Here is a 15,000-nt window from a genome sequence, read left to right on the forward strand (position 1 = left end):
ACAAGGTTATGAAACAATGAAGCCTATGGCAAGACCTGTAATCCATAACGACTCCCTGCGGCAGGAACTGCTGGCGGTGAGCGCCGAGCTAGTGGATCGGGACGGACCGGCCAAAGTGACCCTGCGCGATGTGGCGTCGGCAGCGGGGACCTCCACCACTGCCGTCTATTCCCTCTTCGGCGGCAAGTCCCAGCTCCTCACCGCGGTGGTGGACCACGGCTTCGAATCCTTCCGGGACTCACAGGTGGCCGCGGCCCCCGGGGGCCTTCAGGAACTCGGCATGGCCTACCGGGCCTGGGCGCTGGAGCACCGGGCGCTCTACCGGCTGATGTTCGGCGGGGCGCTGGCCGCGTACGTGGACTGCCAGCCGAGCCCGGAAGTAGCCGCCGGGGCCATGGAGCCGCTGATGGAAGCGGTGGCTTCCGCCCAGGCGGCCGGCACCCTGCGGAATGAACCGGTGGAAAGGGTGGCCGTCACCATCTGGGGCCAGGTGCACGGGCTGGTGAGCCTGGAGCTGGCGCAGGTGGGCCCGCCGGACGCCGACTGGGCCGCCGCCTACAACTCCGCCCTGGCCGCAGTGGCCCGCGGCTGGGCCGCCTGACCGCACCACTTTTCGACGCGCGTGTTCCTGCGCGACACGCAAAATACCTGGCGCGGCGGATATATCCGCAGCGCCAGGTATTTTGCGAGTCGATCTGTATTTTGCGCGTCGCTGCCCGGACAAGACGCATCACTGCCGAGCCAAAGCCGCTTAGGCGTACACCTTCTCCAGGAAGTTGCCCCAGGCCTTGGCGGTGGTTTCGGTGTCGCCGGACCCGCTGAAATCGTGGACGGTCATCCCCACTGGCGCACCAAAGGCGTTGCGGCCGAAGAACCGGTACAGTGCATCGGAAGTGCGGATCCCCAGGAAGTGCTCGTTGGAGAAGTCCACTTCACCGCTCAGCCGTCCCACGCCGTCGAGCTCCAGCTCCACCTGCGACCCCTGCCCTGACGATTCCACGCCCAGGGCCCGGCGCAGCTGGGCAAAACCGGCGGCAGCCTGCGATGCCGCGGGCGCCTGGATATCCGTGAAGACCACGGGGCGGCCGTCGAAGTACTGCAGGTACTGACCCAGGGTGTGCAGGTAGAACTCGGTGTGGCGGGAGGCGCCGTCGTACTGCTCGTCCCAGTTGTCCGCGAAGATGCCGCTGTGCACGTAGTGCAGCCGGGCGCGGCCGCCCTCGAGGGGCTCCAAAACGTGCTCGAGCTGGTTGAACCAGCCGTCCGGGCCGTCCATCCGGGACACGAGGTGGGTGGGGTATTCCTGGACCGTTTTGACGTCCGGCCACTGGTCCGTGGGGAACATCCAGGCCGGCGTCCCGGCAGTGACCGCCTCCCACACCCGCTCCGGCGTGCCGGGCAGCTCGGTGTCGTAGACGATTTCGAATTCGCGCTTGTCAGTCATTGTCCTGCTCCTTTGCTGTAGGGCTTTCCGGGCTTTCCGGAGTCTCCTTGGTTGTCTTGGGGGTGCTTGCCTTGAGGACGGGGTGCAGTGCCACCACCAGCCGGTGCCGCCTGCCGCCCGGCGCCCCGGCAGCCGGCCGGGCACCGCCGTCGTGATACTTATCCACCAGCCGCGTGACCGCCACGCCCAGCTCCTCAGCGAAGGCGGCGCGGTCAGCTGCGGTCCGGAAGGTGATCTCGCCGTCGATCGCGAAGGTGGCCAGCTTTTGCCGGGCAGCGGCGGCGCCGGCGATGAGCTTGCCCATCTCCTGGACCATCCGGCCGGCAAGCGCCAGCAGCCAGAAGGCGGAGAAGCGGTCTGAGAACCGGTGCGGATCCGGCGACACCGAGGACAGCGCCTGCGGGGAAATCAGGTAGGAGGCCGCGGTGGCCTGCAGCACCCGCTCGGTCACATTGCCCTTGCGCCGCTCCTCCACCAGCTCCACCAGGCCATGCCGCTCAAGCGCCTTGAGGTGGTAGTTGACCTTCTGCCGGGGCAGCCCCACCTTCACCGCGATCTGTGTGGCCGAGCCCGGATGGGACAGCTCATGAAGGATCCGCGTGCGCACAGGATCAAGGGAAGCTTCTGCCGCCGCCGGGTCCTCGATAACTGCTATGTCCAACATGCTTCAAGTGTGCCTACCGACAACTTTTATTGTCAAGAACTTTTTTATCATCGGTAAGGGAAGGCACAAAACCGGCTCCTGCAGCAGGGCCACGTAGAATTGTCCGGTGATGCAATCCCCCCTTCCCGTGCGCGACGGCGTTAATGCCACCCGTTTGCGCCTTCCGGGCGAGGGGCCCTGGGACACCGCGATGGACTACATGATGCACCGCTGGGGCCACATCGATCCGCAAGGCATCGAGGACAGGTTCGACGCCGGCGAGATCGTGGGCGAGGGCGGGATTCCCCTGGACCGGGGTACTCCCCTGACGGACCACACCTTCATCTGGTACTACCGGACGCTGCCGCCGGAGACCCGCATTCCCGTCGAGCTGGACATCCTGTACCAGGACGGGCACCTGCTGGTGGTGGACAAGCCGCACTTCCTGCCCACCACCCCGGGCGGGACCTACATCCAGGAATCCGCGCTGGTGCGCCTGCGCAACCAGCTGGACCTGCCGGACCTGATTCCCATGCACCGACTGGACCGCATGACCGCAGGGGTGCTGCTGTTCTCCACCAACCCGGCCACCCGCGGCAAGTACCAGGTCCTCTTTGAGAAGCGCCAGGTCCAGAAGGAGTACGAGTGCGTGTCGGCGGCCGAGCCCGCGGAGGGGTATCCCGCCGTCGAATTCCCCGTGGTGGTGCGCAACCGGATGACCAAGTCGCGCAGCTACCTGCTCGCCGAGGTCGTCGAGGGCGAACCCAACGCGGAGACGCGGATTGAGCAGCTGGCAACGTTCGACGCCGGCACCGCGCCGGGTGCCTCAGCCGGCGCCGTTGCTGGGCCGGGTAATGACGCCCGCCGCGCGCTGTACCGGCTGGAACCGCACACCGGAAAGACCCACCAGCTCCGGGTGCACATGGCCTCGCTGGGGCTCGGCATCATCAACGATGCCTTCTACCCGGACCTGCTGGACAAGGCTCCGGACGACTACAGCAAACCCCTGCAGCTTCTCGCCCGGGGGATCCGGTTTGTGGACCCTATCTCCGGAAAACCTGTCGAGTACCGCAGCCGGCTGCAGCTCAGCGGGGCCGCCGGCTCCTGATGCACTGAGGGGACCCCGTTGCGGGCAGTTCTGTGGTCAACCCCCGATCCCGGCAGCATGAATCTGCGGTACCTTGTGGCAATGGACTTTGGCAGCGCTGACACCTGGGGAACGGCGATCTATTTCTGGATCATCCCCATTGTGCTCGGCGATGCCATCTTCCCGCCCATCCCGTCCGAGATGGTGGTGATCACCGGCGGGGCGCTGTCCGCGGACGGCCGCGCCAACGTGTTCCTGGTTGCAGCTTTGTCCGCCCTGGCCTCCTGGCTCGGCGACATGGTGGTGTTCCAGCTGTTCCGGCGGCGGCTGAGCCACGTCCTCGACCGCTGGAAGTGGGGCCGCCGCGTCCACTCCGGAATTCACGACGCCCTCGCCAAAGCGGGACGCTCATCCACGTACGGCGCCATCATCGGGGCCCGGTTCATCCCCGGCGGACGGCTGGCCACCTCGGCTGCCGCGGGCATCGCCAACGTTTCGGTCCGCGGCTTCAGCCTATGTGCCGGGCTCGGGGCGCTCCTCTGGGCATGCTGGCTGGTGGGCCTGGGCTACTTCACCGGCTCGGCCACCCGACTGCCGTTCTGGGCCAGCTCGCTGATCGGGGTTGCGCTGGGGCTGGTGATCGGCATCGTCGTCGGAATTATCGTGACGCGCCGCCGCGGCAACCGGTCCCCCGTCGTCGAAGAACCCGAACAACCCCTGGCGTAGCGGACCTAGACGGGCGTCCAGCGGCCGCGGCTGCGCCGCAGGACCACAAGGGAACCTGTCAGCGCAACGCGTTCGACGGCGTCGCGCATCATGGCTGCCGACTCGACCGCCTGCCGGTTCTCGCCGCTGTATTCGGTTGCCTCCACAAGGAAGCGCAGGTTCAGCTGTGGCACTCCGCCTGCTATCTGCAGCTGGTTCGCCTCCACATGGTGCCGGGTACCCAACGCCTCCACTGCCGCGTCCATCACGGATTCGGGCGGGTTGCCGGGACGCAGGCCGGTGATCTTCAGGCGGGTCTGGAACGAAGGCATGCCTTCAACCATACCCAGACCCCCTCTCACTTAATGTCGGGAAATTCCTAACCCTCTCTCCTGAGGGAGAGAGGGTTAGGGGAAAAACCACATTAAGTGAGAGAGCGTTGGGGGTTATCCGGTATTGCGGAGGCCTGCTGCCACGCCGTTCACCGTGATCAGCATGGCCCGCTGGAGGCGTTCGTCGATCTCGCCCCCGCTGATGGTGCCGCTTTCGGCGCGGACGCGGCGCAGGAGTTCCACCTGCAGGTAGCTGATCGGATCGAGGTACTGGTCGCGGATCTCGAGGGAGCGCTTGAGCGTGGGCTGGGCGTCCAGGAGCAGCCGCTCGCCGGTGAGGTTCTGGACCTCGGCGACGGTTAGCTCGTACTCTTCCCGGATGGCGCGGAAGATGCGGTGCAGTTCCTCAGGGACCAGCGTGGACACGTAGTACCCGGCAATGTCCATGTCAGTTTTGGCGAGCGTCATTTCCACATTGGAGAGCACCGACCGGAAGAAGTGCCAGTTCTCCCACATGTCCACCAGCTGCGCGGAGTTGCCGGCTTCGCGGGCGGCCTTGAGCCCTGAGCCGACGCCGAACCAGCCGGGCACGATCTGCCGGGACTGGGTCCAGCCGAACACCCACGGGATGGCGCGCAGGCCGCCCAGCCCTGCACCGGAATCCGGGCGCTTTGAGGGGCGGGAGCCGATGTTCAGCGAGCCCAGCTGCTCCACCGGGGTGGAGGACATAAAGTACGCGGGCAGGTCCGGATCATCGATCAGCTTCCGGTACCGGTCAAACGCGGCATCGGAAATGGTTTCCATTACGTGCCCGTACCGTTCGCGCTGGTCCGCGGAGGTCCGCGGATCCCGGTGCAGGGCCGAACCCTGCAGCACGGCGGCGAGGGACAGCTCGAGGTTTTCGCGGGCCAGTTCGGGCAGCGAGTACTTGTCCGAGATGACTTCGCCCTGCTCAGTGAACTTGATTTCGCCTTCGAGCACACCGTTGGGCTGGGCCAGGATGGCGTCGTAGGTGGGTCCGCCGCCGCGGCCCACGGATCCGCCGCGCCCATGGAACAGGCGGACGCGGACGCCGTGCTTGGCAGCCACGTCCCGCAGCTTGCGCTGGGTCTTGTGGATCTCCCACTGGCTGGTCATCACACCGGATTCCTTGTTGGAGTCCGAGTAGCCCAGCATGATCTCCTGGACGTCCCCGCGCAGCCGCACAAGTTCGCGATAGGACGGGTCGGACAACAGCCGGTCCACGATCTCGGCCGAGGCGCGGAGCTCCTCCACCGTTTCCAGCAGCGGTGCGAACCCGATCTTCGCGTAGGGCTTCTCGCCGAAGAGGTTCACCAGGCCGGCTTCACGCGCCAGGACGGCGGCGGCCAGGACGTCATCCGCGCCGCGGGTCATGGAAATGATGTAGGTCTCGATGACGTCCGGGCCGTACGTGCGCAGGGCACGGCGGATTTCGCGGAAGACGTCGTATGTGCCGTCAGCGGCGCCGTCGAGCTTGATGGGGTGCCCGGACAGCGGACGGCGGGAGGCGAGCTCGGAGCCGAGCACCTCGAAGCGCTCCTCGCGGCTGAGTTCAGCGTAGCGGAGTCCGGGGCCACCGAGCCGGTCCATCAGCTGGCCCACGGCGTCGTGGTGGTGGTCGGCGTGTTCGCGGATGTCCAGGGTGGCCAGGTGCAGGCCGAAGGACGCGATGGCGCGGCGGACGCGTGCCAGGGCGCCGTCCGCAGCGAGCGACGCCGAGTGGTTGCGCAGCGAGAGTTCCAGCAGCTCGAGGTCGGCGAGGAGTTCTGCCGCGCCGTTGTAGTCCCGGCCGTGCTCGTGGTTGGAGTCTGCGGCGACGCGCTTGCCGGTGTTGATGAGCTTGGCCTTGATGCAGGTGAGCTTCAGCCGGTAGGGCTCCTGCGCGTTCAGTTCGAGGACCCGGCGGTCCAGGCCCGGCAGCTTCTTCAAGTCCTCGTCAATGGACTCGAGCAGTTGCTGGTCAGCCCCGGCGAGCGCCGTGGAGTTGGAGAGGATGGAGATCAGTTCGTCGATCATCGCGATGCTGATCCGGACCGCGTGCTGGCTCTGGATCTGCAGGATTTCCCGGGTCACGCCGGCGGTGACGTTGGGGTTCCCGTCGCGGTCGCCGCCGATCCAGGAACCAAACCGGATGGGCGCTTCCTTGGACGCCAGGCTGACGCCGTGTTCGCCCAGCAGTTCGGAGAATTCCGCCAGCATTTCGGGCATGGCGTCGGTGAGGATGCCGCCCAGGTAGTAGATGGCGTTCCGGGCCTCGTCCACCGGGGTGGGCCGGACCTGGCGGAGTTCGTCGGTCTGCCACATCTGGTCGATGATTTCAGCCAGCTGGCGGTCCTGGCGGCGGCGGGCGGTGGTGCCATCGGCGGTGGGCTGCGCCAGCACATCCGAAAGCTTGCGGATCTTGTCCAGCACCGAACGGCGGGAGGCCTCGGTGGGGTGGGCCGTGAAGATGGGCCGGACATCAAGCCCGTTCACTACTTCCTGGAGGACGCTGGGCCCCGCCTGGGCTGCGATCTCATTGACGGTTTTGGCCAGCCAGCCGTCCTTCTCGGCGCGCGTCCGCAGGCCCCGCACCCGGTGGACCTGCTCGGCGGCGTTGGCGAGGTGGAAGTAGAAAGCGAAGGCACGCACCAGGTCCGTGGCCTGCTCGATGGGCAGGGAGCCGAGGAGCTCGCGGACCTGGGCGACGACGTCGTGCGCGCTCCAGGGGCCGGTGGCATCGGCGCCGCCGCGGGCGGCTTCCTTGGATTCCTTGGTGAGGAGGCGGACCTGCTCCACGAGGTCCAGGAGCTCGGGCCCGTGCTGGCGGACCAGGGATTCGCCCAGCAGGGTAGAGACGCGGCGTACGTCTGCCCTCAGTTCGGAGGCAAGGTCTGTTTCGGGATGTGCAGCAGTGTGAGCCATGGAAGCAATCTTTCGAGGGTTTCGGACCGGGCTCGTACACTGCGCTGGATACTGTGAGCCACGTTACTAGCTAAAGATGCTACCCGCCCGGCGGCGTCACCGGGGAATCCGTCTCAGATAATGTCAGTTCCGGAACCGTAACCAACGTGCTGTTTCACGCCCTCAAGCTCCGCCCGCAGCTGTGCAAGCTCCTTCCTGGAAGCAGCAAATTCAGCCTTGCGGCGCCTGGTTTCCCAGGCATTGCCGATCAGAACGCACAGCCCGGCCGGTACAGCGGCAGCGAGGGCCCAGCCGGCCGCAACAAAAAAGTCCAGCGCCACCGGAAGCGCCGCACGGAAGTCCACAAAATCGTTGGCCACGCCGGTAACGCCGCTGATCGTCGCGTCCAGCGGTTCCAGGAACTGCCCCACCATGGGCGTTTCCGAGAGCGACGGCGGATCAAACCTGGCTTCCTGGTCGCCGCCCCACCGGCCTTCACCCAGATGGTTCAACACATAGATACCCGCGGCCAGGTTGGTTGCAATAAACACATGGACGCCCGCAAACAGGGCCAGGTCCGGACGCCAGGGCCGCCGCAACAGCAGCACCACCGCCGCGATAGCCAGAGCCACGATCCAGGTGAGGTGTTTGAGCCAGTCGCTGCTGACTCCCGCAAGCATGTCCACAGCATCCATTCAACAATGCAGACCACCTTGTTGCTTGAACCCGCCCCGGTCCGCGCCGGAATGAATACCGGCACGGCGCAGTTGTAGGCGGGGCACAACGAACCTCCGAAAGGGAACCATGAGCACTCTTCCAGCCGCCAAGGTGGAGCGCTGGCAGCGCTTCCGCGACAACCGGAACAAGGCCCTGGCCGCCCGCCACGGCTGGCTGACCCTTACCTCCTTCCAGTGGCTCGAAGACTCTCCGGCCGCCGTCGAACTGGTGCCCGGGCTCTGGTCCACGGACGGTACGACGGCGTCACTCACCGCAGTGCCTGAGGACGGGTTTTCGCTGGTGGGGACAGGGCAGCCGGTGGCCGGGACCATCACGGCGGCCCTCGCGGACGAGGAGTCCCTGATGTGGGTGCAGTTCGGCGGCGAGGACGGCGCCCGGGTGGTGGTTGAGCTGGCCATGCGGGGAGGCCGGTATGCCATTCGCACCCGGGATGCTGGCTCCCCCGTCTTCACGGAGTTCAGCGGCGTTCCCACCTACGGCTACAACCCGGACTGGGAAGTTGTTGGCAGGTTCGAGCCCTACCCTGAGCCTGTGGACGTGCCGATTGCCACGGCCAACCCCTTGGTGGACGGCATCCACCGGACGGTGGGCGAGGTGGTGTTTCGCGTGCCGGGCAGCCCGCATCAGATGCGGCTGCAGGCGGAGGAGGAAAAGCTCGGCGCCCTCACCGTCACATTCCATGACGAAACCAACGGCGAAACCACTGATGACCGGCGCAAGCTCGCCGTGCCCCGCCCGCGTCCGGACGGCTCCGTGGTCCTGGATTTTAACCGCGCCATCAACTACCCCAGCGCCTTCACCCCCTACGGGACCTGCCCCATGCCGGTGAGGAACAACTCGCTGGACGTGCGCGTGGAGGCGGGCGAGATGCAGCCGTATCCCGGTGAGGACTAGACGATCGCCGACACCCCGGTGACAGCCCGTCCCACGATCAGGGTGTTGATCTCGAAGGATCCCTCGTAGGTGTAAATGGCCTCCGCGTCCGAGAAGATCTTGGCCATCCGGTAGTCGGTGACAATGCCGTTTCCGCCCAGGATCGATCTGCCCAGCGCCACGGTTTCGCGCATCCGTGCGCTCAGGTAGGACTTGGCCAGCGCCACCTGCGGCATGTCCGCGGCGCCGTTGTCCTGCAGCCTGGCAAGCCCGGCCATCATGCCCATGCTCGCCACGGCGTTGCCGAGCATGGTGACCAGCTGCTGCTGGACCAGCTGGAACTGTGCCAGCGGCCGGCCGAACTGGTGGCGTTCCACGGCGTACTGCCGGGCGACGTCAAAGGCCGCCAGCTGCTGGCCCACCGTCTGCCAGGCCACCATGATGCGCGAGCCGCGCAGCAGCTCGTTGGTGTCTTCGAAGCTGCTGATGCCGGCGAATCGGTCCGCCTCTGCCACGCGGACGTTGTCAAAGACGATGTCCGCGTTCTGCACCGTGCGCAGCGCGATCTTGTTTTCGATCCTGGTCCGAGTGACCCCCGGCAGGGCGGCATCAACGATGAAACCGCGGACCGATCCGTCCGCCTCGTCCCGCGCCCAGACCAGCATGTAGTCGCAGAACGTCCCGTTGCCGATCCACCGCTTGGCACCGTTCAGCACCCAGGCGTCCCCGCCGTCGTCGGGCCTGCCGGTTGTGGAGGAAATCCGCCGGGCACGGGTCTCCATGCCGCCGGCAACGTCCGAACCATGATTTGGTTCGGTGAGGGCGAACGCGCCGGTGATGCGCAGACTGGAGGCGTCGTCCAGCAGCCGCTGCTTCTGCCCGGCGCTGCCGAAGGCGTAGAGCGACTCTACGAAGAGATCGTGGTGGACCAGGAAAAACGTGGCGATGGACGTGTCCACACGGGTCATCTCAGCGATCACCAGGCCGGCGAAGAGGTGGCTGTAGCCGCGCTGGGCGGGCGTGCTCAGCTGCAGGGCCGCGAGTTTGGGCAGGATGTGCGCGGGAAATTCGGCCTTGTTCCACCAGTCGCCGGCAAAAGGTGCGATCTCCGCGGCAAGGAACTCCCGCAGTTCGGCCAGCTTGTCCCGTTCCGCCTGAATCAGCAGGGATTCGACGGCGAAGAAATCCGCGTCCGGCAACGCCACGGTCCCGGCGGTGCTCATTTCGGTCCCATCCGGATGGCGCCGTCCAGCCGGATGGTCTCACCGTTGAGCATGGCGTTGTCCACGATGTGCGCCACGAGGTTGGCGTACTCGGCGGGTTTGCCCAGCCGGGAGGGGTGCGGCACCTGGACGCCCAGGGAATCCTGGGCTTCCTGCGGCAGCCCCGCCATCATAGGTGTTTCGAAAATTCCCGGCGCGATGGTGACCACCCGCACCAGCGAGCGCGCCAGCTCCCGCGCAACAGGCAGCGTCATCGCCGCTACAGCGCCCTTGGAAGCAGCGTAGGCGGGCTGGCCGATCTGCCCTTCAAAGGCAGCTACGGAAGCGGTGTTGATGATGACGCCCCGCTCTGGTCCGCCCAGCTCCGTGCTGGCCGGTTCATTGGCCACCATCGCCGCCGCCGCCAGCCGCAGGACATTGAAGGTGCCCACGAGGTTGACCTGGATGACCCGGTTGAACGCCTCCAGGGGAAGAACGCCATCCCGGCCCAGCACCTTGCCGGGGGTGGCCACGCCTGCGCAGTTCACCACGATGCGCAGCGGGCCCAGTGCCTGGGCGGCGTCGACGGCGGCCTGCACCTCCGCTTCACTGGTGACGTCCGCAGGCACAAAGACCGCTGACTGTCCCGTTGTGCCGCTGACCGCGTTTCCGGCGCTGGTATCGCGGCCGTTCAGTTCCGCGGCGAAGGCCCCGCCTGCAGAGGAAGGAAGGTCAACAAGCACCACTGACGCGCCGGCGTCAAACAGCCTGCGGGCAGTAGCTGCCCCCAAACCCGAGGCGCCTCCGGTGATCAACGCAACGCTGCCTGTGACGTCCATACATCCTCCTTGATGCGGGCCTGCTCCCGCAGAAGTCCGGGAAGCATTAGTTAGTGCATGTTAACTGAAAACTCTGTTTCCACGCAGTATCCGGTTTCCCCGGGCCCCGCCGCGGGGCCGGGTTAGGCTAAGAGCCATGACTTCCGGAGACGCTTCCCCTCCCGTTGACTGGAACGAAAGAGCCAACGGGGCCGCACGGTCAGTCACCGCACTTTTCGGCAGGAGGCTGTTCTTCCTGCCGGGCACCCACCTGGGCGAAATCCAGTGGCCCGCTCCCGGCTGGCGCGAAGACCTGAAGGGCAAGCTGCTCCGGCCGTGGCACTACTGGTGGCAGGCACACTATGTTGACTGCCTGGTGGATGCGGGCCGCCGGGAACTGGGCAACGGCGCCACGCGGGCGGCAAGGTTCGACGGCCCGGAACACCCCAGCGCCGGCAGGCTTGCCTCCCGGCTGGTCACGGGAATCCGGCTGCGCAACGCCCTGACGTTCGTGAACAACTACTACGACGACATGGCCTGGCTTGCCCTCGCCACCCTCCGGCTCGACGCACTTGCAGGCGAAACCCGCCGGCCAGGGCGGCGGCGCAACGAGGCCGTCCGCAAGACGCTCACCCTTCAGTTCGATGCCGCCTGCACTGATGATCTGGGCGGCGGCTCCTTCTGGAGCAAAAAGCGCGATTTCAAAAACACCCCCGCCACCGCCCCCGTAGCCCTCTTCTACGCCCGCACTGGGCAGCGCGCCAAGGCGCAGGCGTTGCTGGACTGGCTGGACGCGACCCTCTTCGACCGGGAGCTGGGCCTGTACCTCGACGGCGCCCGCCTGGGCCCGGACGGGAACGTGGTGATCGAGCGGTCCGTCTATACCTACAACCAGGGCCCGGTCCTTGGTGCGCTGCTTGAACTGGGCGGCGAAGCGAACCTGGCCCGGGCAGCCTCGCTGGTGGAGGCCGCAGACCGGCACCTGAGCGTTCCCGCAGTGAAGGACAACGGCACTGATTCAAGGATGGTCCTGCGCTGCGAGGGAACGGGCGACGGCGGCCTGTTCACCGGTATCCTGTGCCGTTACCTGGCGCTCGCAGCGGCGGATCTGCGGCTTCCCCAACGGACCCGGGCCACCGCCGCGAGGCTGGTCACCGGTACGGCGGAAGCCTTCTGGGCAGGAAGGCGGCCCACCGTCCGGGGTGACGGGCGCGGCCGCAGGAACGAAGCCGGCAGGTTCATTTTTCCTCTGCATGCAGCGGACCGGGGTGAGCTGGCCTCTGAGGCAGGTTCCGTCGTCGAACTCTCCACACAGTTACAGGCGTGGATGGCCATCGAGGCGGCCGCGTCCATGTCCGCCCTGGAATACGGTACGCAACAGTTCCTTAATTGATGTGACGCTTGTCACCTTAAGCGCTTTCCGGCTTTCGCCTTAGGTTTGCCTACCCTACAGTTCCTCAGGTGGGCACCCCTTCCCCAGGGCTCACACGGACCGCGGTCCACCCCTCATCTTTCCCAGAAAGCAGCGCCCTCAATGAAGATTCGCAACAGCGCCCTGGCCGGCATCGCACTCGCCGCCACCGCCGCACTCGGCCTGACTGCCTGCGCCGGCAGCGGCACGCCCGCCGCCACCGGTTCAGCTGCGGCCTCCGCCTCCACGGGGGCGGCATCCGGTGAGATCACGGTCTACAACGCCCAGCACGAGAGCCTGACCAAGGAATGGATCGACGCCTTCACGGCCGAGACGGGCGTGAAGGTGACCATGCGCCAGGGGTCGGACACCGAGCTGTCCAACCAGATCATCCAGGAGGGTGCGGCATCCCCGGCGGACGTGTTCCTCACGGAAAACTCCCCGGCGATGACCCAGGTTGAAAACGCAGACCTCTTCGCGGATGTGGACAAGGCCACCACGGAGCAGGTTCCGGAAGAATTCCGGCCCTCCACGGGCAAGTGGACGGGCATCGCCGCCCGTTCCACCGTCCTGGTGTACGACAAGGCCAAGCTGAGCGAGGACCAGCTGCCCAAGTCCATGCTTGACCTGGCCAAGCCCGAGTGGAAGGGCAAGTGGGCCGCTTCGCCCACCGGCGCCGACTTCCAGGCCATCGTTTCGGCTCTGCTGGAGCTCAAGGGCGAGGCCGCCACCGAAGAATGGCTGGCCGGCATGAAGGAAAACTTCAAGGCCTATAAGGGCAACAGCACCGCCATGAAGGCAGTCAACGCCGGTGAAGTGGACGCCGCCCTGATCTACCACTACTACTACTATGGCGACCAGGCGAAGACCGGCGAGAACTCCAAGAACGTCACGCCGTACTACTTCAAGAACCAGGATCCGGGCGCGTTTGTCTCCATCTCCGGCGGCGGCGTCCTGAAGACCTCCAAGAACGCCGCCGCCGCGCAGGCCTTCCTGAAGTTCATCACCGGCAAGAAGGGCCAGGAAGTCCTCCAGAAGGGCACCTCCTTCGAGTACGCCATCGCCTCGGATGTTCCGGCCAACGAGAAGCTGGTTCCCATCGCGGACCTGCAGGCACCCACGGTGGATCCCGCCAAGCTCAACTCGGAGAAGGTCACCGACCTGATGACCAAGGCAGGACTCCTGTAATTTCGTGACCTCCGATCTATCGGCTCCCCTTCAGGGGAGCACGACGACGGCGGGCCGGGGCAGCAGCCCCCGCCCGCCTTTCGGCGTTTCAGCGGTGTCCGTCCTGGCGGTGCTGATCGCCCTCTTTTCGCTCGTCCCCCTGGGGTACGTGGTGTACATGACGGTGGCAACCGGCTGGGACACCGCCGTCGGACTGATCTTCCGGCCGCGGGTGGCCGAGCTGCTGCTGAACACCCTCCTGCTCATGGCGGCCACCGTTCCCCTGTGCCTGGTACTGGGCGTGGCCGGCGCGTGGCTGGTTGAACGGACCACGCTGCGGGGACGCAAAATATGGGCGGTCCTGCTGGCAGCCCCGCTGGCGATTCCAGCCTTCGTCAACAGCTACGGCTGGGTATCCGCCGTTCCCTCGATGGGCGGCCTGGGCTCGGGCGTCCTGATTGCCACGCTGTCCTACTTCCCGCTGGTGTACATCCCGGCCGCCGCGTCCCTGAGCCGGCTGGACCCGGCCATCGAACAGTCCGCCGCTGCACTGGGGCTTGGCGCCTGGCGCACGTTCTTCCGGGTGGTGCTCCCCCAGCTCCGGATTGCCATGACCGGCGGGGCGCTGCTGGTGGGGCTGCACCTGCTGGCCGAATACGGCGCGTTCGCCATGATCCGGTTCGATACCTTCACCACCGCGATCATGACCCAGTACCAGTCCACGTTCAACGGGGCCGCCGGGAACATGCTGGCCAGCGTCCTGGTGTTCTTCTGCCTGCTCCTCCTCCTGGCCGAGGTCCGCAGCCGCGGCAGTGCCCGCTACGCCCGGATCGGCTCCGGTGCGCAGGCGAGGGCCCTCCGGCTGCCGCTGCACGGGTACCAGGTCCCGGCCCAGGCCTTCCTGCTGGTGCTGACCGCGCTGGCAGTGGGGCTGCCGCTGTACTTCGTGGTGCGGTGGATCGTGGCCGGCGGGGCCGGGGTGTGGGCCGCGGACGAGTTCCTTCCGGCTCTGCTGTCCACGCTGGGTTACGGCCTGGCGGGCGCGGTTGCCACCACGGTGGTGGCGTTTCCCATGGCCTACCTTGCTGTCCGGCATCCAGGCTGGTTCAGCAAATCCCTGGAGCTCTCCAACTACATCACCAGTTCGTTGCCTGGCATCGTGGTGGGGCTGGCCTTCGTGACCGTGAGCATCCGGGTGGTTCCGGGGTTGTACCAAACCGCGGGCGTGCTGGTGGCGGCCTACGTCCTGCTGTTCCTCCCCCGGGCGCTGGTGAACCTCCGTACCGGGCTGGCCCAGGCGCCCAAGGAACTTGATGAGGCCGCGCAGGCGCTGGGCAAGCCGCCGCTGCTGGCCTTCATCCGGGTCACCCTGCGGCTCACCGCTCCCGCGGCCGCAGGCGGGGCCGCCCTGGTTTTCCTGGCCATTACCAACGAACTCACCGCCACCCTGCTGCTGTCCCCCAACGGGACCCGCACGCTGGCCACCGAGTTCTGGAGCAAGAGCAGCGAGATCGACTACGCGGGAGCGGCTCCCTACGCCCTGCTGATGATCCTGCTGTCGGCCCCCATGACCTACCTCCTTTTCCAGCAGTCCAAGAAAGTAGCCGGACAGTGATCGAACAAGCGCCGATTGAGCGAGCCCCGATCCCGGAAGCCCCTATCGATCGGGCGCCCTC

Annotated in this window: 14 protein-coding genes; 7 read left to right on the top strand and 7 right to left on the bottom strand. The window is 66.6% G+C overall.

Annotated features, from left to right (window positions below; genetic code table 11):
- Nucleotides 1-25: 25 nt before the first annotated feature.
- Complete coding sequence (locus ARTSIC4J27_RS17145; protein ID WP_235436741.1) at nucleotides 26-601, top strand: TetR/AcrR family transcriptional regulator; 576 nt, start codon at nucleotides 26-28, stop codon at nucleotides 599-601.
- Between the two features lie 150 nt (nucleotides 602-751).
- Here the strand turns inward: ARTSIC4J27_RS17145 and ARTSIC4J27_RS17150 are convergent, their stop codons facing one another.
- Together ARTSIC4J27_RS17150 and ARTSIC4J27_RS17155 are read right to left on the bottom strand one after the other, a co-directional pair.
- Nucleotides 752-1,444, bottom strand: a complete 693-nt coding sequence (locus ARTSIC4J27_RS17150) for an SRPBCC family protein (RefSeq protein WP_050056420.1) — start codon at nucleotides 1,442-1,444, stop codon at nucleotides 752-754.
- A complete protein-coding gene (locus tag ARTSIC4J27_RS17155) occupies nucleotides 1,437-2,108 on the bottom strand; it encodes a winged helix-turn-helix domain-containing protein (protein ID WP_050056421.1) in 672 nt (223 codons plus the stop codon). Before ARTSIC4J27_RS17155 ends, ARTSIC4J27_RS17150 begins: the two co-directional genes overlap by 8 nt.
- A 109-nt stretch (nucleotides 2,109-2,217) precedes the next feature.
- On the opposite strand from ARTSIC4J27_RS17155, the gene ARTSIC4J27_RS17160 reads away from it, so the two are divergent.
- Both ARTSIC4J27_RS17160 and ARTSIC4J27_RS17165 read left to right on the top strand, forming a co-directional pair.
- Nucleotides 2,218-3,195 carry an RluA family pseudouridine synthase gene (locus ARTSIC4J27_RS17160; RefSeq protein WP_050056422.1) on the top strand — a complete coding sequence of 326 codons (978 nt, stop codon included), beginning with the start codon at nucleotides 2,218-2,220 and terminating at the stop codon, nucleotides 3,193-3,195.
- An 81-nt stretch (nucleotides 3,196-3,276) separates the two neighbouring features.
- Nucleotides 3,277-3,900: a DedA family protein gene (locus ARTSIC4J27_RS17165; RefSeq protein ID WP_050056423.1), complete on the top strand. Its 624-nt coding sequence runs from the start codon at nucleotides 3,277-3,279 to the stop codon at nucleotides 3,898-3,900.
- Nucleotides 3,901-3,905: 5 nt separating this feature from the next.
- Here ARTSIC4J27_RS17165 and ARTSIC4J27_RS17170 read toward each other — a convergent pair whose 3' ends face one another.
- The 3 genes from ARTSIC4J27_RS17170 to ARTSIC4J27_RS17180 form a co-directional block, all read right to left on the bottom strand.
- Nucleotides 3,906-4,211, bottom strand: a complete 306-nt coding sequence (locus tag ARTSIC4J27_RS17170) for a hypothetical protein (protein ID WP_050056920.1) — start codon at nucleotides 4,209-4,211, stop codon at nucleotides 3,906-3,908.
- 114 nt (nucleotides 4,212-4,325) lie between these two features.
- Complete coding sequence (gene ppc / locus ARTSIC4J27_RS17175) at nucleotides 4,326-7,136, bottom strand: phosphoenolpyruvate carboxylase (protein WP_050056424.1); 2,811 nt, start codon at nucleotides 7,134-7,136, stop codon at nucleotides 4,326-4,328.
- A gap of 113 nt (nucleotides 7,137-7,249) precedes the next feature.
- Nucleotides 7,250-7,810, bottom strand: coding sequence for a hypothetical protein (locus ARTSIC4J27_RS17180; protein ID WP_235436742.1), 561 nt, complete (start codon nucleotides 7,808-7,810; stop codon nucleotides 7,250-7,252).
- A 109-nt stretch (nucleotides 7,811-7,919) separates the two neighbouring features.
- On the opposite strand from ARTSIC4J27_RS17180, the gene ARTSIC4J27_RS17185 reads away from it, so the two are divergent.
- The gene (locus tag ARTSIC4J27_RS17185) at nucleotides 7,920-8,747 is read left to right on the top strand and encodes a DUF1684 domain-containing protein (protein WP_050056425.1); all 828 of its coding nucleotides are present in this window, start codon (nucleotides 7,920-7,922) and stop codon (nucleotides 8,745-8,747) included.
- On the opposite strand, the gene ARTSIC4J27_RS17190 is transcribed toward ARTSIC4J27_RS17185, so the two are convergent.
- Together ARTSIC4J27_RS17190 and ARTSIC4J27_RS17195 are read right to left on the bottom strand one after the other, a co-directional pair.
- Nucleotides 8,744-9,949, bottom strand: a complete 1,206-nt coding sequence (locus ARTSIC4J27_RS17190; protein WP_050056426.1) for an acyl-CoA dehydrogenase family protein — start codon at nucleotides 9,947-9,949, stop codon at nucleotides 8,744-8,746. The genes ARTSIC4J27_RS17185 and ARTSIC4J27_RS17190 overlap by 4 nt on opposite strands.
- Entirely contained in the window at nucleotides 9,946-10,767 is an 822-nt protein-coding gene (locus ARTSIC4J27_RS17195) for an SDR family NAD(P)-dependent oxidoreductase (RefSeq protein WP_050056427.1), read from the bottom strand. The genes ARTSIC4J27_RS17190 and ARTSIC4J27_RS17195 overlap by 4 nt, the downstream gene beginning before the upstream one ends.
- A 136-nt stretch (nucleotides 10,768-10,903) precedes the next feature.
- On the opposite strand from ARTSIC4J27_RS17195, the gene ARTSIC4J27_RS17200 reads away from it, so the two are divergent.
- The 3 genes from ARTSIC4J27_RS17200 (at nucleotide 10,904) to ARTSIC4J27_RS17210 (ending at nucleotide 14,939) form a co-directional block, all read left to right on the top strand.
- Complete coding sequence (locus ARTSIC4J27_RS17200; protein WP_050056428.1) at nucleotides 10,904-12,139, top strand: glycoside hydrolase family 76 protein; 1,236 nt, start codon at nucleotides 10,904-10,906, stop codon at nucleotides 12,137-12,139.
- A 141-nt stretch (nucleotides 12,140-12,280) separates the two neighbouring features.
- Complete coding sequence (locus ARTSIC4J27_RS17205; protein WP_050056429.1) at nucleotides 12,281-13,345, top strand: iron ABC transporter substrate-binding protein; 1,065 nt, start codon at nucleotides 12,281-12,283, stop codon at nucleotides 13,343-13,345.
- 4 nt (nucleotides 13,346-13,349) lie between these two features.
- Nucleotides 13,350-14,939, top strand: a complete 1,590-nt coding sequence (locus tag ARTSIC4J27_RS17210; RefSeq protein ID WP_200900852.1) for an ABC transporter permease — start codon at nucleotides 13,350-13,352, stop codon at nucleotides 14,937-14,939.
- The last annotated feature ends 61 nt before the right edge of the window (nucleotides 14,940-15,000 follow it).

The organism is Pseudarthrobacter siccitolerans (assembly GCF_001046895.1).
Taxonomy (GTDB): Bacteria; Actinomycetota; Actinomycetes; order Actinomycetales; family Micrococcaceae; genus Arthrobacter; species Arthrobacter siccitolerans.

What these genes read in the sequence shown, in the direction of transcription:
- ARTSIC4J27_RS17145 (WP_235436741.1), top strand. Translation starts at nt 26, where the DNA reads ATGGCAAGACCTGTAATCCATAACGACTCCCTGCGGCAGGAACTGCTG.
- ARTSIC4J27_RS17150 (WP_050056420.1), bottom strand. Translation starts at nt 1,444, where the DNA reads ATGACTGACAAGCGCGAATTCGAAATCGTCTACGACACCGAGCTGCCC.
- ARTSIC4J27_RS17155 (WP_050056421.1), bottom strand. Translation starts at nt 2,108, where the DNA reads ATGTTGGACATAGCAGTTATCGAGGACCCGGCGGCGGCAGAAGCTTCC.
- ARTSIC4J27_RS17160 (WP_050056422.1), top strand. Translation starts at nt 2,218, where the DNA reads ATGCAATCCCCCCTTCCCGTGCGCGACGGCGTTAATGCCACCCGTTTG.
- ARTSIC4J27_RS17165 (WP_050056423.1), top strand. Translation starts at nt 3,277, where the DNA reads ATGGACTTTGGCAGCGCTGACACCTGGGGAACGGCGATCTATTTCTGG.
- ARTSIC4J27_RS17170 (WP_050056920.1), bottom strand. Translation starts at nt 4,211, where the DNA reads ATGCCTTCGTTCCAGACCCGCCTGAAGATCACCGGCCTGCGTCCCGGC.
- ppc (WP_050056424.1), bottom strand. Translation starts at nt 7,136, where the DNA reads ATGGCTCACACTGCTGCACATCCCGAAACAGACCTTGCCTCCGAACTG.
- ARTSIC4J27_RS17180 (WP_235436742.1), bottom strand. Translation starts at nt 7,810, where the DNA reads ATGGATGCTGTGGACATGCTTGCGGGAGTCAGCAGCGACTGGCTCAAA.
- ARTSIC4J27_RS17185 (WP_050056425.1), top strand. Translation starts at nt 7,920, where the DNA reads ATGAGCACTCTTCCAGCCGCCAAGGTGGAGCGCTGGCAGCGCTTCCGC.
- ARTSIC4J27_RS17190 (WP_050056426.1), bottom strand. Translation starts at nt 9,949, where the DNA reads ATGAGCACCGCCGGGACCGTGGCGTTGCCGGACGCGGATTTCTTCGCC.
- ARTSIC4J27_RS17195 (WP_050056427.1), bottom strand. Translation starts at nt 10,767, where the DNA reads ATGGACGTCACAGGCAGCGTTGCGTTGATCACCGGAGGCGCCTCGGGT.
- ARTSIC4J27_RS17200 (WP_050056428.1), top strand. Translation starts at nt 10,904, where the DNA reads ATGACTTCCGGAGACGCTTCCCCTCCCGTTGACTGGAACGAAAGAGCC.
- ARTSIC4J27_RS17205 (WP_050056429.1), top strand. Translation starts at nt 12,281, where the DNA reads ATGAAGATTCGCAACAGCGCCCTGGCCGGCATCGCACTCGCCGCCACC.